Source organism: Dermacoccus sp. CCH2-D9 (genome assembly GCF_001556795.1).
Classification (GTDB): Bacteria; Actinomycetota; Actinomycetes; order Actinomycetales; family Dermatophilaceae; genus Dermacoccus; species Dermacoccus nishinomiyaensis.
The window spans coordinates 1-25,339 of sequence record NZ_LSJT01000042.1 but is presented as its reverse complement, the minus strand read 5'-3'; the positions used below and the strand labels follow the sequence as shown (position 1 = coordinate 25,339).

Annotated in this window: 26 protein-coding genes and 1 pseudogene; 14 read left to right on the top strand and 13 right to left on the bottom strand. The window is 65.7% G+C overall.

Annotated features, from left to right (window positions below; all coding sequences use genetic code 11):
• Window positions 1–45: 45 nt before the first annotated feature.
• Window positions 46–654 carry a hypothetical protein gene (locus AX669_RS03540; RefSeq protein WP_006944651.1) on the bottom strand — a complete coding sequence of 203 codons (609 nt, stop codon included), beginning with the start codon at window positions 652–654 and terminating at the stop codon, window positions 46–48.
• 181 nt (window positions 655–835) lie between these two features.
• On the opposite strand from AX669_RS03540, the gene AX669_RS03535 reads away from it, so the two are divergent.
• The 3 genes from AX669_RS03535 (at window position 836) to AX669_RS03525 (ending at window position 3,216) form a co-directional block, all read left to right on the top strand.
• Complete coding sequence (locus AX669_RS03535) at window positions 836–1,465, top strand: hypothetical protein (RefSeq protein ID WP_231729391.1); 630 nt, start codon at window positions 836–838, stop codon at window positions 1,463–1,465.
• Between the two features lie 333 nt (window positions 1,466–1,798).
• On the top strand, window positions 1,799–2,944 hold the full coding sequence (locus AX669_RS03530) for a hypothetical protein (RefSeq protein ID WP_156444909.1): 1,146 nt from the start codon (window positions 1,799–1,801) through the stop codon (window positions 2,942–2,944).
• On the top strand, window positions 2,941–3,216 hold the full coding sequence (locus AX669_RS03525) for a hypothetical protein (RefSeq protein ID WP_006944769.1): 276 nt from the start codon (window positions 2,941–2,943) through the stop codon (window positions 3,214–3,216). Before AX669_RS03530 ends, AX669_RS03525 begins: the two co-directional genes overlap by 4 nt.
• 80 nt (window positions 3,217–3,296) lie before the next feature.
• On the opposite strand, the gene AX669_RS12930 is transcribed toward AX669_RS03525, so the two are convergent.
• Entirely contained in the window at window positions 3,297–3,470 is a 174-nt protein-coding gene (locus tag AX669_RS12930; RefSeq protein ID WP_231729393.1) for an excalibur calcium-binding domain-containing protein, read from the bottom strand.
• A 10-nt stretch (window positions 3,471–3,480) separates the two neighbouring features.
• Between AX669_RS12930 and AX669_RS03520 the strand changes: the two genes are divergently transcribed.
• From AX669_RS03520 to AX669_RS03510, 3 genes are all read left to right on the top strand, one after another.
• Window positions 3,481–3,678 (top strand): hypothetical protein, encoded by a 198-nt coding sequence (locus AX669_RS03520; protein WP_038566383.1) that lies wholly within the window; start codon window positions 3,481–3,483, stop codon window positions 3,676–3,678.
• An 823-nt stretch (window positions 3,679–4,501) separates the two neighbouring features.
• Window positions 4,502–6,175 (top strand): plasmid pRiA4b ORF-3 family protein, encoded by a 1,674-nt coding sequence (locus tag AX669_RS03515; protein WP_062256645.1) that lies wholly within the window; start codon window positions 4,502–4,504, stop codon window positions 6,173–6,175.
• 42 nt (window positions 6,176–6,217) lie between these two features.
• Complete coding sequence (locus tag AX669_RS03510) at window positions 6,218–6,910, top strand: hypothetical protein (RefSeq protein WP_062256643.1); 693 nt, start codon at window positions 6,218–6,220, stop codon at window positions 6,908–6,910.
• 10 nt (window positions 6,911–6,920) lie between these two features.
• Here the strand turns inward: AX669_RS03510 and AX669_RS03505 are convergent, their stop codons facing one another.
• The 9 genes from AX669_RS03505 to AX669_RS13815 form a co-directional block, all read right to left on the bottom strand.
• Entirely contained in the window at window positions 6,921–7,688 is a 768-nt protein-coding gene (locus tag AX669_RS03505) for a hypothetical protein (protein ID WP_156444908.1), read from the bottom strand.
• Window positions 7,689–7,943: 255 nt separating this feature from the next.
• Window positions 7,944–8,681: a M48 family metallopeptidase gene (locus AX669_RS03500; RefSeq protein WP_062256639.1), complete on the bottom strand. Its 738-nt coding sequence runs from the start codon at window positions 8,679–8,681 to the stop codon at window positions 7,944–7,946.
• Window positions 8,668–11,751, bottom strand: coding sequence for a type I restriction endonuclease subunit R (locus AX669_RS03495; protein ID WP_062256637.1), 3,084 nt, complete (start codon window positions 11,749–11,751; stop codon window positions 8,668–8,670). Before AX669_RS03495 ends, AX669_RS03500 begins: the two co-directional genes overlap by 14 nt.
• On the bottom strand, window positions 11,748–12,479 hold the full coding sequence (locus tag AX669_RS03490; RefSeq protein ID WP_062256636.1) for a TIGR02391 family protein: 732 nt from the start codon (window positions 12,477–12,479) through the stop codon (window positions 11,748–11,750). Before AX669_RS03490 ends, AX669_RS03495 begins: the two co-directional genes overlap by 4 nt.
• Window positions 12,476–13,489, bottom strand: a complete 1,014-nt coding sequence (locus tag AX669_RS03485) for a restriction endonuclease subunit S (RefSeq protein WP_062256635.1) — start codon at window positions 13,487–13,489, stop codon at window positions 12,476–12,478. Before AX669_RS03485 ends, AX669_RS03490 begins: the two co-directional genes overlap by 4 nt.
• A 209-nt stretch (window positions 13,490–13,698) precedes the next feature.
• Window positions 13,699–16,134 carry a type I restriction-modification system subunit M gene (locus AX669_RS03480; RefSeq protein WP_082740550.1) on the bottom strand — a complete coding sequence of 812 codons (2,436 nt, stop codon included), beginning with the start codon at window positions 16,132–16,134 and terminating at the stop codon, window positions 13,699–13,701.
• Between the two features lie 110 nt (window positions 16,135–16,244).
• Entirely contained in the window at window positions 16,245–16,655 is a 411-nt protein-coding gene (locus tag AX669_RS13820) for a hypothetical protein (protein WP_231729390.1), read from the bottom strand.
• Entirely contained in the window at window positions 16,656–16,784 is a 129-nt protein-coding gene (locus AX669_RS14035) for a hypothetical protein (protein ID WP_255356513.1), read from the bottom strand.
• Between the two features lie 80 nt (window positions 16,785–16,864).
• Window positions 16,865–17,176, bottom strand: a complete 312-nt coding sequence (locus AX669_RS13815) for a hypothetical protein (RefSeq protein ID WP_231729389.1) — start codon at window positions 17,174–17,176, stop codon at window positions 16,865–16,867.
• A gap of 335 nt (window positions 17,177–17,511) precedes the next feature.
• Here AX669_RS13815 and AX669_RS13245 point away from each other — a divergent pair, with 335 nt between their 5' ends.
• From AX669_RS13245 to AX669_RS03450, 6 genes are all read left to right on the top strand, one after another.
• On the top strand, window positions 17,512–17,679 hold the full coding sequence (locus AX669_RS13245) for a hypothetical protein (protein WP_156444907.1): 168 nt from the start codon (window positions 17,512–17,514) through the stop codon (window positions 17,677–17,679).
• 45 nt (window positions 17,680–17,724) lie between these two features.
• Complete coding sequence (locus AX669_RS13560; RefSeq protein WP_197418843.1) at window positions 17,725–18,480, top strand: TM2 domain-containing protein; 756 nt, start codon at window positions 17,725–17,727, stop codon at window positions 18,478–18,480.
• A gap of 28 nt (window positions 18,481–18,508) precedes the next feature.
• The gene (locus AX669_RS03465) at window positions 18,509–19,381 is read left to right on the top strand and encodes an alpha/beta fold hydrolase (RefSeq protein ID WP_062256630.1); all 873 of its coding nucleotides are present in this window, start codon (window positions 18,509–18,511) and stop codon (window positions 19,379–19,381) included.
• Between the two features lie 291 nt (window positions 19,382–19,672).
• Window positions 19,673–20,785: a hypothetical protein gene (locus tag AX669_RS03460; protein WP_062256628.1), complete on the top strand. Its 1,113-nt coding sequence runs from the start codon at window positions 19,673–19,675 to the stop codon at window positions 20,783–20,785.
• Window positions 20,786–21,329: 544 nt separating this feature from the next.
• Complete coding sequence (locus AX669_RS13555) at window positions 21,330–21,584, top strand: NINE protein (RefSeq protein WP_006943521.1); 255 nt, start codon at window positions 21,330–21,332, stop codon at window positions 21,582–21,584.
• 94 nt (window positions 21,585–21,678) lie between these two features.
• Window positions 21,679–22,167, top strand: coding sequence for a hypothetical protein (locus AX669_RS03450; protein ID WP_156444905.1), 489 nt, complete (start codon window positions 21,679–21,681; stop codon window positions 22,165–22,167).
• Between the two features lie 412 nt (window positions 22,168–22,579).
• Here the strand turns inward: AX669_RS03450 and AX669_RS03445 are convergent, their stop codons facing one another.
• Entirely contained in the window at window positions 22,580–22,945 is a 366-nt protein-coding gene (locus tag AX669_RS03445) for a hypothetical protein (RefSeq protein WP_131940256.1), read from the bottom strand.
• Window positions 22,946–22,955: 10 nt separating this feature from the next.
• Here AX669_RS03445 and AX669_RS03440 point away from each other — a divergent pair, with 10 nt between their 5' ends.
• Window positions 22,956–23,306, top strand: coding sequence for a hypothetical protein (locus AX669_RS03440; protein ID WP_131940258.1), 351 nt, complete (start codon window positions 22,956–22,958; stop codon window positions 23,304–23,306).
• 124 nt (window positions 23,307–23,430) lie between these two features.
• On the opposite strand, the gene AX669_RS03435 is transcribed toward AX669_RS03440, so the two are convergent.
• A complete protein-coding gene (locus AX669_RS03435) occupies window positions 23,431–24,351 on the bottom strand; it encodes an NADP-dependent oxidoreductase (RefSeq protein WP_062256620.1) in 921 nt (306 codons plus the stop codon).
• Between the two features lie 192 nt (window positions 24,352–24,543).
• Here AX669_RS03435 and AX669_RS03430 point away from each other — a divergent pair.
• Window positions 24,544–25,339: pseudogene (locus AX669_RS03430) on the top strand (hypothetical protein); the annotation flags it as partial.

The following is a 25,339-nucleotide window of genomic DNA, read 5'->3' as shown; positions in this document are numbered from 1 at the left end:
CCGCCGACATCCGTCGACGGGACGTTCACGCGTCCTGATGTCGCTTCAGTCGCACTGCCAGCACACGCCGCTGGCGGGCAGCTGCGTGAAGCATGATGGGCAGACGGGCTGCGGTTCGTCCTCGCGCTTGGCGGCGCGGGTGCGTTCGGCGGCGCGGTCGGCGCGTTCGCGGCGCACGATGACCTGCTCGGGGATGCGTGCGACGCCGCCGCTCTCGGGCAGGTCGGTGGCGTAGGCGCGGTAGCACATGAGGCGGTGTTCGGCGGCGTCCGCTTCGACGTCGGGTTCGCCGACGAGTTCGGGCATCGTCAGGCCCTCGGCGATGGGCGTGCGCCAGTAGGCGGTGCCGACGGTGCCGTCGGTCTTGAGGCACAGCGACGTCAGCGGCGGATCGCCGGCGGTGGCGGCCTGCACGGCGCACAGTTCGAGGATCTTGCCGACCATGTTCGCCGGCGTCGACGAGGTGTGGATGCCCGATTCGCGCTGCACGTGCTGCGCGAGCTCCTTGTAGGTGATGAGGCCGTTGTAGTGCGTCGCGACCTGCTGCAGACGCTCGTAGGCGATGCGCGTCCAGACCTTCAGGGCGTCGGCGAACTCGACGGGCGTGCCGTCCTCCGCGCGGTAGGTACCTCGTGGTGCGGGGGACGTCGACATCAAGCCTCTTTCGTCGGTTTCGTCGGTGGGGGTGCCCTCGAATTATCCCCCGGCGCGCTGGGGGGCTGCGACCAGCAGCGTCGTGAGATCACCCACGCTTGCCTGGGCGTTTCGTCGACATCGCGGGTGCCCGACGTCGGGGTGGGTGACGTGGCGCGGCGGAACAGGGACGATGGGGGGCATGAGTGATGGTGGACGCATGCGACGCGACAGGTTCGACGGGCACATCGCCGGCGTGGGGACGACGTCGGGTCGACGTTTCGTCGTCGGACGGTGGTCGCGCTCGCCGTTGGGATCGTTCGCGGACGCCATGGTGGCGCACCCCGACGGGCGACGGGAGCTGCTCGCCCCGAACGACGAGGTGGCCGAATACGTCTGTGCGACCTATCAGTTCGACGACGTGACGGTCGTCGACGTCGCGATCGACGGCGCCACGGGGGCTGGTTTCACGTGGAACATCATGGCCGGTGAGTTGGATCTGAGCCTGACGTTCGGTCGTCGTCTCGCGCTCGCGTGGCCGCTGTGGCCGATTCGTGGGGCGCTCGTTCACCCGGGCACGGCACGCGCGATCGACCCGTTCGCGCGCGTGCTCATGCCGGGGGTTCGCACGGCGGGGACGGCCGGAAACGGGCGTCGCGAGTTCTATCTCGCGCAGGATCTGCGCGCCGTCACGGCCGTGCGCGGCACGTGGGCGGGCGATGACGTCGGGGCGCTCGCGGACGTCACCCCTGAGCCCGGTTTCGGATTCAGCTCGACGCCGCGCCGACCAGCCGTCACGACGGTGACGACGTTCGTCGAGGTGCCTGACTGAGGGGCTCAAAGCTGAACTCATAGTGCGCGGCGGATCATGAGTTCAAGGCAAGAGCGTCGCGCTGCAACGGTCCACAGCTCTTCATCGGGGTTGTGGGGGCTGATCTTACAACCGAACTCATACTTACCGCGCCCACCTAGCGGGGCCCGGCGGGAGCGCGGCGAGGCGCGGGGGTGTTCGTGTTTTGCGGTTCGGCGCTGGCCGCTGATGACGAGGTCTGCTGCGCCCCGATCAAGAGCCCTCCATCGCGATGGTGTGGGGGTTGTCACCGCTGGGGGCTACGTTGTGAGCGGGCCGAATGAGTCGGTCATCGAGCGACGAGGGGTGGATGGCGTGAGTGTGACGTGGGGTGAGGCGCGTCGGGTGCAGGAGGCCGGGCCGCAGCAGGCTTGGTGGCCGCAGGGTGAGCAGCCGCAGTGGGCGCGGGTGACGCCGTCGGATCTCATCGCCGTCACCAGTCAAGACGACGACGCGGACGCGGTGGAGCTGCCGGGGCTGTGGCGTCTCGATGCCTACGACGAGGAGCGCGAACTCGTCACGTACGAGCTGTGCCTCGCATCCGTCGACGGCGGACCGGCCGGCGAGCCGACGTTCGTGTGCCATGACGCAGGGGCGGTCGTCAGGTTCCGCGACGACCTGACGTTCGAGACCGGCGACGATGCACAGCCTCTCGTCGCATGGTTCGCGTGGCTGCAGCGTCGTGATGCGCTCATGGCGTCGGAGCCGCGCAGCGATGAGTGGGCGGGCGACGACGTCGACTCGCAACTCGAGCGCGCGGAGGCTGACGTCGTCGCGATGGGCGAGCAGACAGCGCTGCTGTCGGTCTTCGACAGTGTTGCGGCGATTCGCGAGTGGGTGGCACGGCTCTCGCCGAAGCCGCTCGTGCCGTTCGAGATCGTCGCGTTCGACGCGGCTGGCTGGCTCGAGGCCAAGCGTGCGCAGGATGAGGACGGCCTGTTGCACCAGTACCACGAGACGTCCGACGACGATCCATCGCAGATCGTCGTGAAGTGGCTCGCGGTGAAGCCCGACGTCGAGTCGGCGCAGACGTGGTTCACGACGGCGGACGGCGGTGTCGGCTCGGCGTACGTGTGGGGTTACTCCGAAGGGGGCGGTCAGGTGTCAGCGTTCGCCGTCGAGCGGGCGCTCGCATGGGGTGAGGTGGCGCCGTTCGTCGCCGACGAGTTCGCTGACGATGTACCCGCGTCTCGCCGGTGGATCGCCGTGCGCGCACAAGGCATGGTGTCGGGTATCGCTGTGCCCGTGCTGGATTCGTTCGTCACGGTGTCGACGGATGCGGACGGAGCGAGCTTCGTCTTCCGCGCCGAAGAGGCCGGGACGAGCGTCGCGCGCAGGCGTGCCGAGCAGGATTTCCGGTTGAAGTGGGCGCGCTGGTTCAACACCGACGAGGAACTGACGCGTGACGAGTTGGCGCGCGGCGTCAACGCCGTCGAGGCGACGATGAAGGAGCTGGCATGACGAACGTGACTCACGAACTCGACTTGGGCGACACCGGGTTCGACGAGTTCGACGACGGCGATAGCACCCGCTGCACGTGGAACGAGTGCGTGTGCACCGAGACCCCGACGCACTACGTCGTGTTCGCCGAGCACGCAGGCGGCGGCGACGCGCAACTCTTCTGCGCGCGCCACTACGTGCTGACGCTCGCGAAACTCATCGAACTGCACCTGCCCGAGTGTTCGGGCGGCGCCGACGATCACGTGTTGAGGTACGGCTCGCTCGCCGAGTAGCGCCCGCGTCAGCGTTACGGCATGCACCTCTATCCTCAGTCTGGCGAACGCTCACGGGTTTGCGATTTCTCGGATGAGGATCACTTCTCGCAGGCGACTCCGTCTCCATCACGATCGAGCTTGCGGCTGTACCCAGGTTGGCCGGCGTAGAGCGGAGCAGCCCCTGCTGCCTTGACCTGCCTACAGTTGCTGTAGCTGGCGGAGCCAGTGGGTTCGGCGTCTGGGGTGTCGGGCTCGTCCGTCCTTTGCGGCACCACGGGTGCAATGGGCTCGCTGGTCGCGGGCGTTTCGTTGCGAGTCGGTGCTGTTGATCGCGTTGTCGCGGCCCGCGGGGTGACGGGTGTTGTTCGGGAACGCGTGCTGTCCGAGGTATCTCGTTCCTGGCTGGTCTCGGCCGTGCTCGCCGTGCTGGCGGCGGTGCTCGTCGTGGGGGTTGTCCGAGATGGCGCCACGCTCGACTGAGTGGCGGTTGTCGTAGCCGATGACGCGGAGACTGACGGATTCGAACTGGCGCCTGAGCCGCCATTGCACTGCGCGACGAGCAATGAGACAAGGACGAGACCAGCGCCTCCCATTCCGACCTTTTTCAGAAGGCCCGTTCGGTTGGCGGTTGACGCCGTCGACGAGGCCGCCACCGTAGCCCCACTTGGTGTCTGACGGGGCCAGGAGCGTGGGATCGACTGCGGCAGGTTGTGAGCCCGGGTTTGCGTCACGGGCTGCGTTGGCTCTGGAACAGTTGGGGCCTGGTCGTCTGCGCCCCGGTTCTCGTAGCGCTGGCGCAGGTTCGCGGCCGTGTTTCGGGCCGTTCGCGTGGCTTCCGCCGCCGTGCTCGCCGCCGCGCGTCTGGCTTCTGCCGTATTGGCGTCGAGGGAGCGGAGGGCGCCGCCGATTCGTTCACGGGCATCGCGCCACGAGGGAGATGATTCCGCGCCATACAGGCCCTCGGGTCCAGCGACAGGGCGTCGGGATTCGTCGACCCAAAAGGGCCAGTCTGCGGGGGCGTCTGGCCAGCGAGGGTCCGGCTGCCAACCTTGGGACGGTCGCCAGGCGTGGGGCGTCGGGGGCCAGCCAGGAGGCGGGTTGAAGTATTCCATTCGCCTCATCGTGCCAGGTCGCTCCCTGCTGAGCGGGCTATCGGGAAGAACGCCCTTATCGGTGTCTGACCCGTTCGGAGCGCCGGGTCATGTGCTGATCGCGGAGCCTCGGTTCTCGTTGAGAGTGACCGGGGTGGCGAAGGTCGCGACGGCTGTCCCATCGAACCGGGGCCGCGATGACACGATGGGGCATGGCTGATTTTGACGACCCGTCGGTCGAGGCGTTCATCCAGTCGTTTCGTGAGCAGTTGAACGACGAGGAGAACTGGCCTGACGTCGCCCGTGAGCTCGGGTTGCCGCCGCAAGCCGACGGCGGGCAGCCGGCGTCAGGCGCTGCCAGCGCGCCCGGTGCGGCGTTCGGCCTTCCCGCAGCGGGCGTGCCCGCAGGCTCGACGGAAGGCGTTGCGCGCCGGTTCTTCACGCCACCGCCGCCGCGGCCGCAGGTGACGCTGCCGCCCGCACGCGACGGCGTGCGGCTCCTCACCGTCCGCGTCGACGTCGACGAGGTGAAGCCGGCTGTTTGGCGCCGTATCGAGGTGCGTAGCGACGTGACGATGGCGCAGTTCCACGACGTCATCCAGGCGACGCTCGGATGGGCGGACGCGCATCTGCACCGGTTCACGCTCGGGCCGAAGAAAGATGTCTGGCGTGGGCCGTTCCTCGCGAGCGTGGCAGACGTAGAGATGGGTGATGACCTCGACGAGGCGTCCGGCGTCGAGACCGAGGTCGTTCTCGATCAGGTGTTGCGCGCTCCGGGCGATCGCGTGTTCTACGTGTATGACTTCGGTGACGACTGGGTGCACACGATCAAGGTCGAGAAGGTCGTCGAGCTCGCGACGAGCGGTACACCTGACGCTGACGGCCCGCTCGCGGAGTGCGTCGCCGGTCGCAACGCGTGCCCGTTGGAGGATTCGGGCGGACCGTGGCAGTACAACGAGCTCGTCCAGGGGCACAAGGCGCGCAACTTGTCACCGGAATACGCCGAGTGGGTGCCGCCGGGCTGGGATCCGGCGCGCTTCTCGGTCGACGAGGCGAACGCCGCGATCGTCGTGCTGTCGAAGGAGAACGAGGCTCTGCAGAGGATCGCCGAAGAGGGGGCGGTGGATCCGTCGTCGATGCTCGGCCAGACGTTGCGGCGGGCGTCGCCGCGTGCGCAGGTGGTGTTGCTCGGTTCGGTGTCGCGGGCCCGCAAGGAGCATGTCGAACCGACGGACGCAGAGCGCGCCGACGCGTTGCGCTCGTGGGTGACGCTCATCGGCATGCTCGCGGAGGGCCCGTTGCCGTTGACGCAGGCGGGCTACCTGAAGCCTGACACCGTCGGCAGGATCGTCGACGCGCTAGGCATCTGGACGCACGGCAGTAGCCGTCGAGAGATGGATGTCGTGCCGGTGACGGCGCTGCGTGAGTCGTTGAAGACGATGGGCTACGCGCGTCACTATCGCGGTGAGTTCGTGCTGACGAAGCGTGGCCAGGTGGTCGCCAAGGCGATCGCTGCGGGCGAGTTGGAGCAGTTGTGGCGCGACCTCGCTGCCGCGCTGGTGCCGGCGAAAGCCGACGAGTTCGAGGCCTGCGCGCGAACGCTCTACGCGCTGCTCGTCGCCTCAGCTTTTCCGCAGGAGCACACGTACGAGATGATCCGCGAACTCATCGCGGACGTGGGATGGCGCATGCCCGACGGCTCACCGCCGAGTTGGCGCGACATCGGCCCGTGCGTGTGGCCCATGATGCGCATGCTCGAGCACGTCGAACAGAACTGGCGCTTGCGACGATCGGGGCAGGATTACACGCCCGCTGCCCGCGCCCTGGCGTTCGATGCGGTGGCGGAGCTGGCAGACACGTCAGGAACGCAGAGCAACCCGGGCTGACGGGTGGCGCCCCGCGCGCCAGGAGAGACGAGAGGCCGACGAGTGGACATCGCGAGGATCAATGGATACGGCCCCGACCACGAGTGCTGGGTCGGGGGCGGGCACGAGATGGGCCCGCCACGGATGCGGTCGGTGCATGCGTCGAGCAATTCTGCCCAGGCGGAGGTGCTGTCGGTCATCGACGGCTTCCTCCAACTGCGCGTGCCGAGTGGTGACGCCGTCTGGGTGTGGAGCCACGAGCCATGGACGTCCGACGCCGGCGCTCCCGTCGTGATCGGGGACCTCGTGCAACTCCACGCGGCGGACGTGGTCTCTGACAGCGATGTGTCGTGGGTCCGCGCCGTCACGCGGGTCGATGAGTTCGACGCAGGGGAGGCGCGTCGCATTGCGTCGGGCTTGGTGCGCCGCTGCGGAGAGTGCGGGCAACTCGACTGCGACGGCGCCCAGGGCTGTCCATGGCTCGCGGGGGACTTCTACGCCTTCGAGCTGACGGCGAACATGGGCGACGGGCGCTATGTCGTGGGTCTGGGCAGCGGCATGGCCCGCATCGTCGAACGTGACGGCGTCCTCTACCCGGCTCAGAGGCTGGGCACGATCGCGGCCATGGGCCATGCGGCGTACTGGGAGGACCCCGGCGACGCCGACCTCGAGGAGATCGTGCGGTCAGCGCGGCGCGACCCGCAACTCGACTACGGCCCAGGGGCGCCGAGGAGAGAACGCCGGCAGAAACGCTGACGGTCGCAGATCAGTCGTCCAGGTCGTAGGGATCGTCTTGCTGAAGTTGTGCCCGCAGCCATTCATCGTGCTTCGCCGGGTCCGCCAGGGCGTCGCGAATCGCGCGGTACTCGTCATCCTCGGCGAGGATGTTGCGTAGGTGTTCTCGATCGTCGCCGTCGAGGGCGATGGTGCACTCGAGCGTGGTGCCGTACCCGGAGCGCAGATCGGCCAGTAGGCTCTCCCACGAGCGACGTTCGGCGTCGGGCAACTGCCCGGCGGGGTCGAAGGGTTCGAGCTCGATCGCTGCGGCCAACGGCACTCCGGTCGCGCCACCTTCGACGTCAGCCAGCCAGCGCGCGACCACTTCGGCGAGGCGCTCGGAGGTGAGGGCCATCTCGACGGGCGGGGCGGTGGCGTCACCGTCGGCGCTCGCGATGGCGCGGGTGGGGCTGACCTGGGTGAGGGTCCAGCTGGATGCGCCGCTCATCATGCCGTCTTCGCTTCCCCAGTGGAACGTGGCGAGTGTGACGCCCACGGGAGCGTCATTCTGTGTGAGGAAAGGGGCCCCGCTGGGTTCGGCGAACTGGACTCGCCTGCCGTCGACACATACATACCGGCGTGCCGGCGCCTCCCAGGCGCCAGAGAACTCGTCGTCCTGCGACTCGAACTGCTTGGTGGAGAAGGCCCAGTCGTGCTCATCGGGCTCTCCGTCGCCAGCCGTGCGGAGCCGGTTCAGCACCTCGTCCTCGGGGAATCCGCACACCCACATCGCGACGTTCGCCGGGACGTCGAACACGCTCACTTTGTCGGGTATCGCACTCGGACGAGGTTCGCTCGCCCACCCATCGGCCGTGCAGTGCCACAGCTGCCCCTCAGGGTCGTCGTGAGTTTGGCCCTGCCACAGGAAGCCTTCGCCGGTGCTGGCACGGCGAAGTATCCAGGCTGAGCTCGAGGCCGGCTCGAAACCGTGGGGGAGGTCTTTCTTACAAGGCTTGCACTGGGGCATGGGCCCGAGGTTACCCGTGCAGAGCCTTCATGACCTGGCTTGCCATCAGGCCTCGTCCTTACGACCCCGGGTGTCCTCGGCCAACGGTTCGCGGTTCAGTCGTTCGCGGCGGCTCCGCCAATCGGGCAGTTCTCGATCCATCAGTTTCGTGAACCGTTCGCCGTGTCCCCGTTCGAGGTAGTGGGTCATCTCGTGGACGACGATGTACTCCACACAGTCGGGGTGCTTCTTGGCGAGCTCAGTGTTGAACCAGATGTGCCGGGTTTCCCGGTTGCACGAGCCCCACTTCGTCTTCATCCGTCGGATCGACCACTTCGGCACCGACAGGCCAAGTTTGTCCTCCCACGTGGCAATCACGTCGGGTAGCACGTGGCGTAGCTGTTCGCGGTACCACCGATCGAGGGCAGTGCGGCGTTGGGCGCTGTCACGCCCCGGCGGGATATAGAGCACGAGACGGTCGCCGTCGATCTCAAAATGAGTGCCTCCGGGGCGCTCGATGGTCTTAAGTCGATACCGGTTGCCCCAGACGTAGTGAGACTCTCCGGCGACCATCTCGCGCTCGGATTGCCGCTCCGCGTCCTTGAACTGCTGGCGCTGTTGCTTGATCCACGGCAACCGCTGTATGACGGCTAGCCGTACAGCGTTGTCGTCAAGTCGAGTGGGCGCGGCCACACGGACTCGACCAAGCGGCGGGTAAACGCCGATGTGCAGGTTCTTGATGTCCTTGTAGATGACGTCAATGTCGATCCCTCGGACGGTCAGGTAGGCGTTAGCGGTATTCATCACGCGCCTTTACAAGATCGAACAGCTCATCCAGGCGGTCAAATCCGTCAGGCAGCACTCGGGCAACGGCGCGGCGCACGATCTTTTCCTTCATAGCGTTGCCGACCCAGTTGTGTGGCTTCGACGTCCTAACCGCAGTATCGACATCAATCGCCAGGGCCTTGTCTGGGAAGCTGAAGTCGATCAGGGCTCGCTGCGCTCCGTTGTGTACCCACTCCGGGTATGCCTGGTCAGATCCCTTGCTGCCGAGTTGCTTCGCGGCATCGAGCAGTGACGCGAGGTACTGCTTGTAGTCGATTGCGGCCTTGCGGCGAGCCTCGATGATCGAGTCGAGCAGGGCGCTCATCTTGTCGTAGTACGCCGGGTTGGTGGCGTGCTCGTCGATGATGACTTTGCGCATGTTGTTGGTGATCGTTTCGGCGACGGCCTCGGGATCCTTCTTGATGCCCGTTGGCAGCGTGTCGATCGCTCCAGCACCGAGCTTGACGATGAGGTCGACCAGTCCGACGTTGTCGAACTCGGACACCACCTCGGAGTCGTCGGCTTGGATGTAGGTGTCGAGGAGGTGGCGCATGCCGGCTTCGTACTGCTTGAAGTCGACATCCTCGCCAGCGCCGAGCTTGACCTCAGCCCTGACGTCAACGAAGTGGGCAACCTCGTGCTTGATGGCCGCAGCCTCGGCGTCGGTGTAGCCGGCTTCGGTCATCTCGTTGGCGAGGTTGGCGTAGCAGCGAGTGACGGCAGTGACGGCTTTGTAGAAGGCGACGCGCTTCTGCTCGTTGTTCTTCAGGAGCTCGCCGTCGGCGTCGACGGTCGCGAAGTAGCGCAAGTAGTCGACCGTGTTCTTCGGATTCGGCACCGGCTCGACGAGCGCCCGCACAGCTTCCAGCGCCTCGTCCAGATCTTGGCGCGCTTTCTCAACACGGTCAGAGAGCAGACCCTCGATGTCCTTCTTCTCGTACCCGTCGAGCGCACCCGAGGTGTAGTCGGTGATCGCATCTTCGAGTGAGTTGAACAGGTCTTGGTAGTCGACGATGTAGCCGTAGTCCTTGTCGTCGCCGTCGAGTCGGTTGACGCGGCAGATGGCTTGGAACAGCCCGTGGTCGCGCATCTTCTTGTCGATGTAGAGGTAGGTGGCGCTCGGTGCATCGAAGCCGGTGAGCAGCTTGTCGACCACGATCAGCAGGCGCATCTGGCCTGGGTTCTCGACGAACTGCTTCTTGACCGCCTTCTCGAACTCCTCGACTCGGGTGACGGCGACGTCTTCGGGCTGGTCGAAGTAGTCAGCCAGCATCTTGCGGTAGGTGTCGTACTGGCGGATCTTCTCGGTCTTACCCTCGCCGGAGTCTTCCTTGGAGATGTCGCTGGCGTTGGGAGCGTAGCTGGTGACGATGGCGCACTTGCCCTTGAAGCCACTGGCCACGAACAGGTCGTAGAACTTGCACGCTTGGTAGATGCTGGCTCCGACCAGCATGGCGTTGCCGCGCCCGTTCATCAGGCGGGGCTTGGTTTCCATGTCGAGCAAGATGTCGTTGACGATCTGCTTGGCTCGCGGCTCGCTAGAGACGACCTTCTGCATCGTGCCCCAGCGCTTCTTGAGTTCGGCTTTGCTGAGGTCGGTCATGCCCTTGGTCTTGATGTCAAACCACTGGTCGATCTTCTTCGGGCTGGTCAGGTGCTGGTCGATGTTGCGGGCTTCGTAGCGCAGATCGAGCACGACGCCGTCCTCGACCGCTTCGTCGAACTTGTAGGTGTGGATGAACGAGCCGAACGTCTCGATGCTGGTGGCCTTGTCGGCCTTGAGTAGCGGCGTACCGGTGAAGCCGATGAACATGGCACCCGGGAGCAGCTGCTTCATGGCGGTGTGCATCTTGCCGGACTGAGTGCGGTGGGCTTCGTCGACGAAGACGAACAGGTTGCCCTTGGCCGAGAAGTCCTTCGGGATCGAGGCGCTCAGTTCCTTGATGAAGTCACCCGCCGCCTCGTCCTGGTTCTTGTCATTGGCAGCGGCGCGGAACTTGTGAACGAGTGAGCAGATGAGCCACTCCTGGGTCTTGTTGAGCGTGTCGATCAGGTCGGCGCCGCTCTTGGTGCGATAAATCTGCTCGTTGACACCCTTGAACACGCCCTCAATCTGCTCGTCGAGTTCCGTGCGGTCGGTGATCAGAAGGACGCGGTTGGCTCCGTCCTGTTCACGGATCCACTTGGCCAGCCACACCATCGTCAGGCTCTTGCCCGAACCCTGGGTGTGCCAGATGATGCCGCCCTCACGTTTGGCGATTCGCTCCTGAGCGGCCGTCACGCCGAAGAACTGGTTGTGCCGAGCCGTCTTGCGAACGCCAGCGTCGAAGACGGTGAAGTCGTGGATCAGTTCGAGGAAGCGAGCCTTGTTGCAGAGTTGCAGCAGCGCGCGGTCAAGCGGACCAGCGACGTCGGACGGCTCCTTCCACGCCAGCCAGTACTTCTCGGGCGTGTCGATGACCCCGTAGCGCAGACCCTCAACGTCGTTGCCAGCGAAGACCATCTGCACTGTCGAAAAGAACGGCCGGATGAACTGCTTATCCTGGTTGCCGAGTGTCTGCCGAATGCCTTCGGAGACACCGACGTACGAGCGCTTGAGCTCGATGGTGGCGAAGGCGATGCCGTTGACGTAGAGCACGACGTCGGGCCGCTTGGTGTGCTGGCCGAGCACCGTGACTTCCTCGGCGACGACGAAGTGATTGGCGTTCGGATCGTTCCAGTCGATCAGCCAGACCGTAACCGTTGGGTCGCTGACGCTCGGCTTCACCTTAACGCCATAACGCAGCAGTTCGTAGACCTCGCGGTTGGCTTCGTAGAGGTCATGGCCGGCGCTGACCGCTGTGGCCTTCTTGAGTTGGTCGATGGCCCGAGAGATCAGGAGGTCGGAGTAGCCGCGCGCCTTGAGGTTCTGAGTGAGTAGAACCTCCTCGATGTTCGAGTTGCCCTGGCGGTACTCCCAGTTGCCGCCGTATTCGTAGCCGAGTTGCTCGGCGAACAGCTTGACGACGCGGTCCTGCGTCTTGCGCTCGATCTGGCCGACGTCACTCATGCTGGTGCCTCCGTCTGGGACTGGTCGACCCACCGTGCCAGAACACTCAAAGCAGCCAGATACTCCAGCGCTTCTTGCTCTGACAGTTCCTGGTCGGACTCATGCGTCAGTGGATTACGGATGCCCGCAAACACGCCTTCCGCGAAGGTCATCGCGCCCCGCTGGACAGACTTGTATGTGTCACTGCCGTCATCTTTCATTCGGCGGAGCCGCGCCTTGCCGGGCTTGGCGTCGTCCATCGAGAACGCCTGCTTGAACAGGTCGGCCTCGCTCACGTCGCGGCGTCCCACTTTGTTCTGTGTCTCGGCGTTCAACTTCTTGATGGCGCCCTCGACGGCCTCACGGTAGTGACCTGACTGCCAGAGAGATGATGCTCCGCTCCAGATCCACGGGTGCAACTCGGCGGCTGACAGCTCGGGAGCATTCTCTCCGAGATTCTGCTTTATTTCCTCGGCGCGGACCAGCTCTTCACGGGCGCGGATCGCTGCCTCACGGTGGCGTGTCCATCGGTTCTTCTTCGAGTTGTCGATGTCGGTGCGCCAGCTCGGGATCACACGGTCAAATATCTTCTCAACGACTGGGGCCCGCTTCGTAATGTCAACGTCTGATGACGCGGTATAGCTCTGGGAAGTAATGTATGTGACGCCGCCGCCAGAACTACTTCCGTTGCGCATGACGGTCATCGTTATAAATTCGTCAAGCTGTTTGATCGCCCACTCGATGTTCATGACACGGTCTCCACAGGTAGGCGAACGCGGCCGGTCAGGAGTTGTTGCATCATGCCGGTCTTGATGGCACGCGCCTTCTGCAGCCGAAGATCCAACGCGTCGACCTCGATCTCTGAATCACGGAGGACATTGACGATGGCCCGTTGTTCGTCGATTGGTGGCAAAACCGGTGCCACTTGCATCAACTTCGTCTTGGCGATGTTGTAACGAGTGGCGCCCTGAGCAAGCACCGAGACAATATCTCGGCCTTGGCTCGATCGAAAGAAGTAGGCAAGGTACGTCGGATCAATGTGCTCTCGATCTTTGAGGCGGTAGCCGAAACAGAAGCTGTTGAGGTAAGTCTGGGGCGATGTGTCAAAGTCGACGACCGCCGCCAGGGCGACCTCTTCAGGCGTCTCAGACGAGCCGTTAAACAGCACATCTCCGCGCAGGACACGGTTCTGGCGCTCGGCAGTTCCGACGTTGACGCGCGCGAGTCGGTTACCGACCAGACGAACGCCAGCCATGACTTCCATAAACGTCACAAATACGGCAGAGCCGGTCCCGAAGTCATTCTTGCCCTTACCTATGAGACCGCCATAGGTGGAACCCACATCCCGAAGTCGCACAGGGGTCCATTTTCCAGCGAACCCGGGAAGGCGCGTGCGGCCAGTCAGGAGCTGCTGCATCATGCCCTGCTTGATCGCCTGCTTCTTGGCGATGAGGCGCTCGAGAGTGGCGATCAGAGCGTCGGCGTCGTCAAGCGTCTGACCGATCGCCCGCTGCTCCGCTTCGCCAGGAACTTTCATCCGATACTCAGCGAGTTCCTCGCGATTAATCTTTGGTATACCGCTTCGGGCAGAGACGCTTACCGCAAAGTTCGTGAAGTCGCGCCCGAGAATTGTGTGCATAATAAAAGACGAGTCTGTCCCACGGCGAGGGGTGAGTGGGTACATGTCGGCGCTGCAGAGTGCCTTAAAGTCACACCTGTATGCCTTCTGAAGGTACGGTCGGATCTTGCTGTAGATCACATCCCCTGGCTTCACGAGGTATTTGCCACTGATCGCACCCTGCGCGCCAGCCGATTCCTTCTTGATTAGCCGTCCAGTCCTAGCCTCGAGGTGATCAGGTGCAATAAGTGGAAGGCCTCTGTAAGGTGCAATTCGAGGATCGACCTGACCGCTAGTGATGGCTACGAGATCGAGGAGAGCAGTCTCACCCCACTCGACGACTTGAGTGCTCACTGAACAATCCCCATCGCACTTAGATGAATCGCAACTCTCGCTTCGAGCTTGTCAAGTTCGGCATCCAGATCTCCGACAGTCTCCGCGTACCGCTCACCGAGCTGCTGAATACGCGCAACAAGATCGATCGTGAGGGCATCAGCCTCACCAGCCACGCGGCGAACGATCGTCTTCTGCCACTTGTCGTCGAGCACCAGTCTCTTGACATCTGTCTCGGCGAGGCCGCCGTACTTCTGAAGTGTGGCGACGTCGAGCGCCACCTGGGCGTCCTTGGCTGCCTTCTTAGCCGCAGCTTCGGCGTTGACGAGCTTCAGCGCTGCGTTGGCGCAGGCCAGCGTCTCGGCATCGTGGGAGGCCTTCGCGTCCTTCGCGACGGCGGTGAGGAGCTGCTTGGTGTACGCGCCTTTGTCGTTGGTGGCTTCGGCCAGCAACGCGTCGTCGATGCCATGTTCCTCGGCGTGCTCGGTTGCGGCGACCGATACCGATTCGAGGTCGGCGTTGAGTGTGTCGACCCTCACCTGGTCGTCGGCGAAGTAGCGCGCCACGATCAGTGTTGGCGGCACGAGATCCATCTTGTACTTCTTGGCGTTCTTGCCGGTGCCGATGGTCAGGTCAGGCTCCTCGGCGAGCTTCCGCTCCTTGTCGGTGATCGCCAGCCGCGGCTTGGCGGCGTCGAGCCACCCGTCGCTCATGATCAGTGACACGTCGTCGTGCATCGTGTCGTGCCAGTAGCTCATGAGTTGCTGGTACACGGCGTACTCGTCGAGCAGCGCCACCGGCTTGAACCGCTTGAGCAGGTCATCGCCGAGAGTGGTGATCAGGTCGTTCGGCACCGTGACGGCGTCGATGGTGTCGAGCGCGTCGCGGTGTGCCTCGAACCACTGCACGACGTGGCCGCGCGCCTTGTCCTTGAAGTTCTTGAACTCGGCCGAGTCGAGGATGGTCTGCTGCACTTGGGCGACCTCAAGCTTGAGGTCGGAGTAGCCGGGACGGTTGGCGACAAACAGCTGGTCGCGCAGCGATGGGAAGGCGTCCCAGTAGGCGCTGAGCAGGTCGAGGTCGTGGTTCGGGATGCCGCCGTGGATGTGAGCGTTCAGGTCCTGCAGGTCTTCGGGTTCGGACGAGTCGATGTAGCGCGGGATGTTGAGGTTGTAGTAGTTCTTGGGATCGGCGATCTCGGCCATCGGAACCATGCGCGAGAATCGGTCGATCTCGGTCTGTTTGTTGAACACATCGACGATCTTGTGGATGTCACGGTCGCGCAGGCGGTTCTTGTTGCCGTCCTTGATGAAGCCCTTGGACGCGTCGATCATGAACACGCCGGATCGGGCCTGGGCGTTCTCCTTGTCGAGCACGACGATGCACGCAGGGATACCAGTGCCGTAGAACAGGTTGGCCGGCAGTCCAATAATGCCCTTGATGAAGCCCTGTTTGAGGAGCTTGGTGCGGATGGTGGCCTCGGCGTTACCGCGGAACAAGACGCCGTGCGGCAGGATGATCGCCGCCTTGCCACGTGACTTCAGCGAGGTAAGGGCGTGTAGGAGGAAGGCGTAGTCACCGTTCTTTTCTGGGGGAGTGCCGTACTCAAATCGTCCGTACTCAAGATCAAGCCCGTTGCGCCATGACTTCACCGAGAACGGCGGGTTCATGACGATGTAGTCGAAGGTGTCGAGTTGATTGCCGTGCGTGAACTGCGGGCTGGTGAGTGTGTCACCCTTCTGGATGTCGGCAATCTCGTTGCCGTGCAGAATCATGTTCATCTTGGACAGCGCCCACGTGGCGTTGTCCTTCTCTTGGCCGTAGATAGTCATGCCGCGCGGTGCTTCAGCCGCGGCCTTGAGCAGCAGTGAGCCCGAACCACAGGCCGGGTCGTAGACGGTCTCGTCCTGCTTGGTCTCCTTGTTGATACCGACAACCTTGGCGAGGATGCGCGACACCTCAGCTGGCGTGTAGAACTGCCCCTTGCTCTTGCCCGACTCGGTGGCGAAGTGGCGCATCAGGTACTCGTAGGCGTCACCGAGTAGGTCGTCGCCCTCGGCGCGCGAACCGCGGAAGTCGAGGTCGGCGAAGATCGTCACCAGCTTGGACAGCCGGTCGACCATCTCCTTGCCATTGCCGAGCTTTTCGGGAGCGTTGAAGTCGGCCTGGTCGATGACGTTGCGCAGGTCGTTGGTTTCGGCGAGCTTGCCGATGATCTTGTTGAATTTGTCGCCGATCTCAGCGTCGCCCTTGGCGGCGAGCATGTCGTCGAACGATCCGCCCGCGGGCACCTCGATGAGGCTGTTCTTGTCTACCTTGGCCTTATCGGAGACGTATTTCAGGAACAGTAGCGTCAGGATGTAATCCTTGTACTGACTGGCGTCCATGCCGCCGCGCAGCTCATCGCACGATTTCCATAGCGATCTGTAAAGATCAGATTTCTTTAGTGCCACGGTTGTCGTCCTTTGCTATCAGTCGGCTATTGTTAGCGCAGCTGGGATATAAGACTATGACGAGTCCTGTTGAGGATACAGCAGGTATGGGTGATGCTGCTGAAGGTGCATCATCGGGCGTTCTGCTGGTCGCGTGACTGATTCTTCCACGTGTCGTCGTCCGACCCGGCCGCTCCCCCAATCAACAACGCCCGCCCCCGGGGCATCGGGACCTGCCGTTGTGAGCAGTCAGGGCAGAGTCGACCCTTCACCGCTCCATCGTTCGCCGCGCATGAGGTGCTTCTGAACGCGAAGAACAGCACGGCGACGGGGATGGTCGTGATGAGGGCCGTAGCCATCTTCAACGGGTACTGCGTACCCGCCCCCAACCCACCGGCCGTCAGGTCGGCCAGGCCGGTGACGAGCGTCTTGTGCTCGGGTGAGCTCGTCGTCACGTGGACGTGACCGAACTCGTCCCACGACCCCTGGAACGACAGGATCGTCAGAGTGATGAGCGCCGGGCGCGCCATCGGCAACACCACTTACCAGAACGTCTGCAACGTCGGCGCACCGTCCATCCGAGCCGCCTCCTCGATGCTGACGGGCACCGTGTCGAAAAACTGCTTCCTGAGGAACACGCTGGCGGCGTCGACCATGAGCGGCAAGGCCATCACGCTTTACGTGTCGTAGATGCCGAGGTATTTCACCATGGGGAACTTCGGGATGAGCAGCGCCACACCAGGCACGGACATCACGGCGAGCAACGCGCTGAACACTGCCTTGCGGCCCCTAAGTGCAGCCGTGACAACGCATACCCGGCCAGCGAGTCGAAGAAGACTCGCCCCGCCGTGACACACACCGTCACGAGCATCGAGTTGCCGGGCCACCGCGTGATCGGCAGCGAATTGTCACCCGAACCAAAGATCGTCTTCCACTGCAGGAAGCAGATCGGGCTCGGGATGAGGGCCAGCGGGTGCGCGCTCGCCTCCGCGTCCGTCTTGAACAACGTCGCTACCTGAATGACGAACGGGTACAGGTAAATGCGCGCGGTGATGGTCAACACGACCTACATGACGATCGTGCGGGCCGGCAATTTGCGGCGCCTTGTCGCATGGGGCGTCGCCGTCTCGGTGATCGCCGAACTGGCCGGGGTGGACGTCAGAGCCCTCCATTCAGGCGGCGACGGCGACGGAATAGTGGCTTGTCCTCATCCATGATGCGCCGCTGCAACCACGTGAGAACGACGATGATGAGGAAGATGACAAACGCCATCGCGGCGCCGACACCGAACTTTCCGCCACTGAACGACCGCCCTACCCGGCCTCCTGCCGTCCTCAGGCCTGGTCGGCTGCCTCTGCCGCCGCCATCATCATCGCCGTTCTTGGGCTGGAGGTCGACGTGTCGGCTCGCCGTCTGACGGTTCGTCCGGCGACGGGCGCACCTTTCGGAGCGACACGACTCGAGGGTTTGCGCTTCGCGGCGGAGACGTTCTGCCTCGCCGTCGACGCGGCGGGGGATGTCAGCGTGAGCGGTCTGCCCGATGACGTGACGTTCGAGGTGCGTTGACGCCGCCAAGCACCTGCACCCGCCCCGACGTGCCAGAGTTGGGCCATGAGCAACGACCCGGGTTACGGCGGCACCCATCGTCACGACGACACGCGGGCCATGCCCCACGCATCAGGGCCTTTTGGGGCGCGCCCTGACGGCTACGCAGCGGCGGGAAACGGCCACCACGGCAGCTCCCCGGCCGGCGACGACGGCTACCGGGCCGACGCGCCCTACATCGACTCGGCCGGCGCGACTCACGGCGGATGGGCCGCGGGCGCCGACCAGCCGTACCCGTACTCGCCGTACCCGTCGAGCGCGCCCTCCGGTCAGGGTTCGCCCGGGTACGGCCAGGGACCGTCGTGGCAGGGCGGCTACGGTCAAGGCCCGAGCGGCGCGCCGGGATACGGCCAGCAGGGCAACGGTGCATGGCAGGGGCCGACCGCCCAGCGGTTCCCAGGCCAACACCCCCAGGCCTACGGGTCGTGGCAGGGCCCCGTGCAGCCCAGCGTCGCACCCGGCCAGATGCCCTACGCGTCGGGCCTGATCGACCCGATGACGGGCGAACCGCTCTCCGACAAGTCCAAGATCGCCGCCGGCCTGCTGCAGCTCTTCTTCGGCTACTTCGGCGTCGGCCTCTTCTACATCGGCGACACGCGAACCGGCGGCATCCAACTCGCCCTCGGCCTCATCGGCCTGTTCGGCACGCTCATCCTCGTCGGCTTCCCGATCCTTGTCGGTGTCAGCATCTGGGCGTTCATCGACGCCATCCTCATGCTGACCGGCTCCGTGCGCGACCCCTACGGCCGCAAGCTGAACTGAGCCACCACCCGACGAGTAGCGTCGAACCATGAGTGCTTCGACCCCGCCAACCGCCCCCTGGGGCCATGCCCGCGCCGTCACCGTCGCCGACCTGACGTTCGACGTCGCCACCGCTGGCCCCGATGACGGCGCGCCGGTGATGCTGCTGCATGGCTTCCCCGAGTCGAACGCCCAATGGCGTTCCGTCGCAGCGCAACTCGCCGACGCCGGCCACCGCGTCATCGCCCCGAACCTGCGCGGATACTCGTCCGCCGCACGCCCCCAGGGCGCTGAGAACTACGCGATCGACGAACTCGTTGCCGACGTCATCGGCCTGCTCGACGCCCTCGACATCGAGCGCGCGCACCTCGTCGGGCACGACTGGGGCGGCACGATCGGGTGGTTCGCCGCCATCCGCCACCCCGAACGTTTCGCGACGTACACCGCCGTCAGCACCGCCCACCCCAAGGCCATGCTCGACGCCATCGCCACCGACGAATCCCAGCGCGATGCCATGCAGTACATCAAGACGTTCCGCGAACCCGACGCTGCCGAACACCTCATGGCCGACGACTGGCGCCAGCTACGCGAAGGCTGCCACGACCTGCCCCGCGCGACGTTCGACGAACACGCCCGCCTCCTCGCCGAACCCGGCGCCCTCGATGCCGCCCTCAACTACTACCGCGCCTACCGCCCCCGCGACGCCGCCGACCTCGGCCCTTGCACCATCCCGACGACGTACGTCTGGGGCGCGGACGACTTCGCCTTCGGCCGCACTGCCGCCCACCTCACCCACGCCTACGTCGACGCCCCCTACCGCCTCGTCGAACTCGAGAACACCGGCCACTGGATCAGCGACCTCCACCCCGAACCCCTCGCCGCCGCCATCCTCGAACGCATCGACGAGGCCCACGAACGCTGAGCTGGCGCCGTCATCGCCGCCACTCGAAGGGCCCGGCGGAGGCGCGCGCTCGCCGGACGGGTCTGTGTGCTCGCTCGGCAAGCCTGCGGACGATCCATGCCAACGACCGCGGGAGGGCGCCTCAAGCGCACCGAGCCCATCGAAACGCACATTGGACGCTCTCGATGCCCACAGCCTTGACGGGCGACCGACACGCCCACGACACAGCGTTACCCGCCAGTTGGAACCGATGAACTCCCAGGTTCCTCTAATGTGTTGATCAAACGTCCGTGGCACGGGAGGAAAACCGCGATGTCCAACTCGAACGACGACCTGAACGAGCAGCCGACGCAGATGGCGTCGGCCGGTTCGCGCGAGCAGGCCGGCGAGGGCCAGTCGACCTGGCAGAGCCAGGGTCAGCAGGGTCAGCACCAGGCAGGCGGGCTCGGCGGACAGTTCGCTGCCAACGAGGGCGAGACCCGCGCGATGCCGCACAACGCCTCGAACGCGCAGGGCTCGAACGGGTACGGCCAGGCCGCCGGCGGCCCCGGCCAGTACCCGCCGGTTCCCGGCTCCGATCCGCAGGGCGGCACCTACCAGACGTCGGGCGGGCAGCAGGGCTCGAACCCCTCGGGCCAGTACGGCTCGGGTTACGGCTCCGCGCCGCAGAACTCCACGCCCAACGGCCAGGGCGGCCAGTGGAACTCGGCTCCGCAGGGCGCGCCCTACGGCCAGAACGGCCAGGGTCAGCCCGCCCAGCAGAACGGCGGCTACAACTCCTCGCCGCAGGGCTACGCTTCCGGCGCGCAGGCTGGATACGCCAACACCAACCAGCAGGGCGCCGCCTACAACCCCGGCCAGCAGTACAACCAGGGCCAGACGGTGACGCAGAACCAGTACGCGCCCCAGAACGGCGCGACGGCCGACAAGCCCCGCCCCGGCATCGGCAAGACGCTCGGCTGGGGCCTCGTTGCCGCCTCGCTCCTCGCCATCATCGGTGTATTCGGCGCCTGGGTGTGGTTCAAGATTGACGCAGCAGCATTCGGGGATTTCCACGCATCATGGAACGGCATCGGATCCAAATCCAGCAATATCCCGGACTCAGCCAGGGCCCAGGAGAACGTCGACGTCTCCGACGGGTGGTTTGTCATGATCCCGGCCGTCATCGTGCTCATCCTCGGCGTGCTTCGCGCTATCGGTAAGATCCCCAAGCCTGCCATGTGGGCCGGCGCAGCGCTCAGCGCCCTAGCCGCTGGCGTCGCCATCTACGATTTCTTTGACCTGAGCGACCAGCTCGACGAGATCAAGAATCAGGCCGGGGCGAGTGTTCAGTTCAGTGCCGGAACAGGGTGGGGATTGACCTTGTGCATCATCGCGGGCCTGCTCATGCTCATCACGAGCGTCATCAGCGCCCTGCGCGACTGACGAACACCAGCCACCGCAGAGGCGCCTCACCCGAACAGGGTGGGGCGCCTCGGGCGTTGTCGGCGAAGATGACGGGCGCTGTGCAACTGTTCCAGCCGCAGCGTCGCCTGTGGACGGTGACGGCTGTGGATGACGAGCGCGCGGCCGGTCGTGGCGTCGCAAGACTGACGTCATGTTTCCCGCACCCGAACCGCAGCCCACCTCGTTGCCGTACCCGCTCCCACCAGCTCACCCGCGCGTCGACAGCTACGGCCCGCCCATCGACGCACCCCACATGCCCCCGACTCAGAGCTTCGCGCCTGACGCTCGGGGCCACCACGACAGCGGGTGGAACCACGATCAGCCAATGCCCGGCGCCTGGCCTTCGGGCGCATGGTCGTCGGACGCATGGGCCTCAGGGCCGTGGACGCCCGGAACCGTCCCCCCGCAAGCCTGGTCGGCTGGGCCGTGGGCTCCTGGGGAGTGGACCGCGGCGGGGTGGCATCAGGGAAGTTGGCAACCCGGCCCATGGCAACCCCGCGCATGGCCGACGCAGCCCGCATCCGTGCCGCAGCATTCACCGCGCAAGAAGACGACAGCGGGGCTCCTGCAGATCGTCGGTGGCTGGGCGGGCCTTGGCCGGTTCTACGCCGGTGACTCACGCCGCGGCGGCATCCACCTCGCGGTGTTCAGCAGTGGCATCTTCGTGCCCGGCTGCACGATGCTCAGCGTGTTCATGGTCGCCTACGGCGTCATCGACGGCATCCAGATCCTCATCCTCAACGCCCGCGACGACACCGGCCGGTTGTTGAGCGAATGAGGAGGTTGCTGACGACAGCTCAGCGTGCTTCCAGATTTGAGATCAGGGTGCTGACCCGCTCGCGGCGGCCGTCTTCGGAGCCTCGGGGCCTCCGGTGCCGAGCGTATTGGTCGGCTCGGGAGCAGGCGGCGTCGTCGCCGGGGGCTGCGTGGGCGTAGGCGTCGTCGGGGCCTGCGTCGTCGGCGGCGGTGCGGACGTCGTGGTGGGTTTCATCGTCGTGGTGGTCGACGGCGCCGTGGTCGTCGACTTCGTCGTCGGCTTCGTCGACGTCGGCTTCGGTTTGGACGAGGTCGTCTTCGGCTTCGTCGTCGTGCGAGGCGCGCGCGTCGTCGTCGTGCGGGGCGCGCGCGTCGTCGTCGTGCGGGGCGCGCGCGTCGTCGGCGCGGTGCGAGTGGGCGCCGTGGTCGGTGCCACCGTCGTGGCCTCCGCGGTCGGCCGGTTCGACGAGGTCGTCGACGTGCTCGAGGAGGACGACGAACTCGAGCTCGATGAACTCGACGAAACAGACGATGAATTCGACGGCGTGGCCGATGCGCTCGACGCCACCGAGGCCGGGAGCTCGGAGTCGCTGTTGCTGCCGTAGTTCTTCGCGAACATGGTGGCACCGACCAACGCGCCGGCACCGATGATCGACGCCGTCACCACCCCGATGAACGCGCGACGACGAGACCGGTTGGCTTCTTCCTCAGCCAGCAGGTCATCGTGCTCGTCGTCATGCCAGAACGGCTCGTCCTCCACCATCGTCACGAGTCTACGAAGGTGCGACGCCGACGACAAACACGCAGCCGCGAACCTCGTCGGAGGGTGAGTCTGCGGTCCTCGACGTCCGGGACCCGCGCGCGTGCAGGGCACGCGGCCGTGGCGACATCAACGGTGTGTTCGAGCTCTCCGCACCCCTGCGGGGCGAGGATCTCGACACCGAGTCCGACATTCCACCGGGGCGAGCAGTCAGCTCGGTCGTCCAAGCCGCGCGGTCTTCCATGCGGCGCCGGCACTCAGTTCGACGCGAGGTCGCAGATGTTGTACCACCCCTGCAGGTTCGTCTCGTTCTTCTCGAACGACGTGAAGTTCCACGCCACCTTCGTGTACGCGGGCCGCCCGCGGCACGTGCCGAGCTTGGCCGTGATGTACGCCTTCTGCCGCGGCAGGTCGACCATCGAATCGGAGTTCTCGCCGTTCTCGGCGATGCCCGTGGCACGTGCCACCTGGTCGCCCCAGCTGCTCCACACGACGTCCGTCACGTACATCGTGTGGTGCGACGTGATGGCGAACGTCGACGGCTTGACCTTGCCGATGCCATCGGCGATGACCGGGCTGCCCGGCGTGAGAACTTGCTTGCGCCCGAACGTCACACCACTCACGGTGCTCGGCGTGGGATCACCCGGCGCAGGCGGGCGCTCGGAGGTCGCGCTGTACGTCGGCGAACTGCGCGTCGCCGACGGGGATGTCGGCTGCGGCGCCACCGTCGACGACGCAGGCGTCGTGGGGGCGGCGGTGCTCGACGTCGGGGCCGGCGTGGAAGTCGGCGCGCTCGAGGACGCCGCCGTCGACGTGGTGGGTTGCGACGAGGTCGATGACGGCGTGGTCGACGCCGAGGTGGACGCTGTCGCCGTGGACGACGCCGGGTTAGACCCGTCGTCCCACGAACACGCCGTCAGGGCTGCGAGGCCGGCGATGAACGTGATGCTGACGATCCCCCGAGTTCTCATGCTTCAACGCTAGGCCGCTACCAGGCGGTAGGGGGTGCGAAGTGGCCGGGAATTCGGGGTGCGACATCAGCAGGTTCACCATCGAGCCGACGAGCCCGCCACACGGTCGGCGGAACTCGTCGGCTGGACGAGATGCGTCAGGGGGTGACGACGATCTTGCCGCGCGTGTGGCCCTCGCGGCTCTGGGCGAAGGCATCGGCGAGCCGCTCGAGCGGGTAGGTCGCGGCGATGTCGACGCGCAGCGCGCCGTCGTCGACGAGTTGCGCGAGCTTCGCGAGATCCTCGGCGCTCGGGCGCACCCACGCATAGAGCCCGCCATTGAGCGCGACGCTCGGGTCGGCGACCGACACGTGCCGCCCGGCCGGGGTGAGCAGCTGCATCGTCTGCTCCTCGACGTCACCGACGTAGTCGGCGCTCACCGTCACGCCGTCGGGTGCGATGGCGCGCACACGCTCGACCAGGCCGTCACCGTATTCGACGACGTCGTCCGCCCCGAGGCCGCGCACGTACTCGTGGTTGCGCTCGGACGCGGTGCCGATGACACGCGCCCCGATGTGCTTCGCGATCTGCACCGCGTACGACCCGACGCCGCCGGACGCACCGTGCACGAGCAGCGTGTCGTTGGCGTTGAGGTTGAGACGCGTCAGCGTCTGGTACGCCGTCAGCCCGGCGAGGGGCAGCGAGGCGGCCTCCTCGAACGTCATCGACGCGGGCTTGCGGGCCGCGGTACGCACCGGCACGGAGACGAGTTCGGCGAACGTGCCACCGGCCACGACGTCCTTGCGGGCGTACGCCATGATCTCGTCGCCGACGTGGAACTCGGGCGTGTCGAGCCCGACGGCCTCGACGACGCCCGCGACGTCCCAGCCCGGAACGGCGGGGAAGACCGTCATCATGAGCGGGTCGAGCCCGCCCGACATGACCTTCCAGTCGACGGGGTTGACGCTCGCCGCCTTGACGCGCACGAGCACCTCACCGGGGCCGACGCGCGGGGTGTCGAGGTCGCGCAGTTCGAGAACACTGTCATCGCCGTAGCGGGAGTACGTCATTGCCTTCATGCTCGGTTCAATGACATGCGCGGCGCACGTATTCCGTCATGCGGTCGGCAGAATCGTCGATCGCCACGTCGAGCGCGTACCCGATCGTCGTGGCGTGATGTGGCGCGCGCCGAGGCGGCAGGGCGGCACGTCGCACCCCGGCGTCCCGGCGGCAAGGATGAGCGCGGCGCGCTGATGGCGCATCATGGGTACGTGCATGATGACGACGCGACACACGAGTTGCCCCTCCGATCGGCGGGAGAACGCCCGGCCGGGATGGCCTCCGGGGGAGACGTTTCCGGACCGGACACCGCGCCGTCGGACCCGTCGGATCGCCCTGTCCTCGACGTCGGGCTCGTCGTCTCACCCGCAGCGCTGACGAGCGCGACGCTCGCGTCCGACGTGACGGAGGCGCTCGCGGCGAAGTACCCGCAGGTCGAGTGGAACCTCGTCGTCGTCGAAGATCGTCTCGCCGAACCGCCCGTCACGCCCCTCGACCTCATCGAGACGGCACGTGATCGGATGCTCGACGAGAACTGGGATCTCGTGCTCGTCCTCACCGATCTGCCGCTCAAAGACGGGCGCCGTGTCGTGCAGACGCAGCTGTCGCCCGTCCATGGCGTCGGGCTCGTCGTCGTGCCGGCCCTCGGTGTCGGGCAGGTGGCGACGAAGGTGCGCGCCGCGTGCGTGCGTCTCGTCGAGGAGCTGCTCCACTTCGACGGCGACGACACGAGCGACGACATCGACCGCCGTGCCCGCCAGCGGGCCGAGGACGTCGAGGGGCGCGACGACGAGAACCCGGTGCAGTTCGCGGCGCGCGTGCTCGGCGGCAACGTCGGGGTGCTGCTCGGGCTCGTGCGAGCCAACCGTCCGCTGACGCTCGCGCTGCGCCTCAGCCAACTCATCGCGGTGACGGCGGCAGCCGGCGCGCTCACGCTCATCACGCCCGACATCTGGGTGCTCGCCACGAACTACGGGCCGTGGAGGCTCGGCCTGCTGTCGGTGGTCG

What these genes read in the sequence shown, in the direction of transcription:
- AX669_RS03535 (WP_231729391.1), top strand. Translation starts at nt 836, where the DNA reads ATGAGTGATGGTGGACGCATGCGACGCGACAGGTTCGACGGGCACATC.
- AX669_RS03525 (WP_006944769.1), top strand. Translation starts at nt 2,941, where the DNA reads ATGACGAACGTGACTCACGAACTCGACTTGGGCGACACCGGGTTCGAC.
- AX669_RS03495 (WP_062256637.1), bottom strand. Translation starts at nt 11,751, where the DNA reads ATGAGTGACGTCGGCCAGATCGAGCGCAAGACGCAGGACCGCGTCGTC.
- AX669_RS03540 (WP_006944651.1), bottom strand. Translation starts at nt 654, where the DNA reads ATGTCGACGTCCCCCGCACCACGAGGTACCTACCGCGCGGAGGACGGC.
- AX669_RS03490 (WP_062256636.1), bottom strand. Translation starts at nt 12,479, where the DNA reads ATGAACATCGAGTGGGCGATCAAACAGCTTGACGAATTTATAACGATG.
- AX669_RS03520 (WP_038566383.1), top strand. Translation starts at nt 3,481, where the DNA reads ATGGGCTCGCTGGTCGCGGGCGTTTCGTTGCGAGTCGGTGCTGTTGAT.
- AX669_RS13560 (WP_197418843.1), top strand. Translation starts at nt 17,725, where the DNA reads ATGAGCAACGACCCGGGTTACGGCGGCACCCATCGTCACGACGACACG.
- AX669_RS03515 (WP_062256645.1), top strand. Translation starts at nt 4,502, where the DNA reads ATGGCTGATTTTGACGACCCGTCGGTCGAGGCGTTCATCCAGTCGTTT.
- AX669_RS03500 (WP_062256639.1), bottom strand. Translation starts at nt 8,681, where the DNA reads ATGAATACCGCTAACGCCTACCTGACCGTCCGAGGGATCGACATTGAC.
- AX669_RS03460 (WP_062256628.1), top strand. Translation starts at nt 19,673, where the DNA reads ATGTCCAACTCGAACGACGACCTGAACGAGCAGCCGACGCAGATGGCG.
- AX669_RS03435 (WP_062256620.1), bottom strand. Translation starts at nt 24,351, where the DNA reads ATGAAGGCAATGACGTACTCCCGCTACGGCGATGACAGTGTTCTCGAA.
- AX669_RS14035 (WP_255356513.1), bottom strand. Translation starts at nt 16,784, where the DNA reads ATGGCCTTGCCGCTCATGGTCGACGCCGCCAGCGTGTTCCTCAGGAAG.
- AX669_RS03465 (WP_062256630.1), top strand. Translation starts at nt 18,509, where the DNA reads ATGAGTGCTTCGACCCCGCCAACCGCCCCCTGGGGCCATGCCCGCGCC.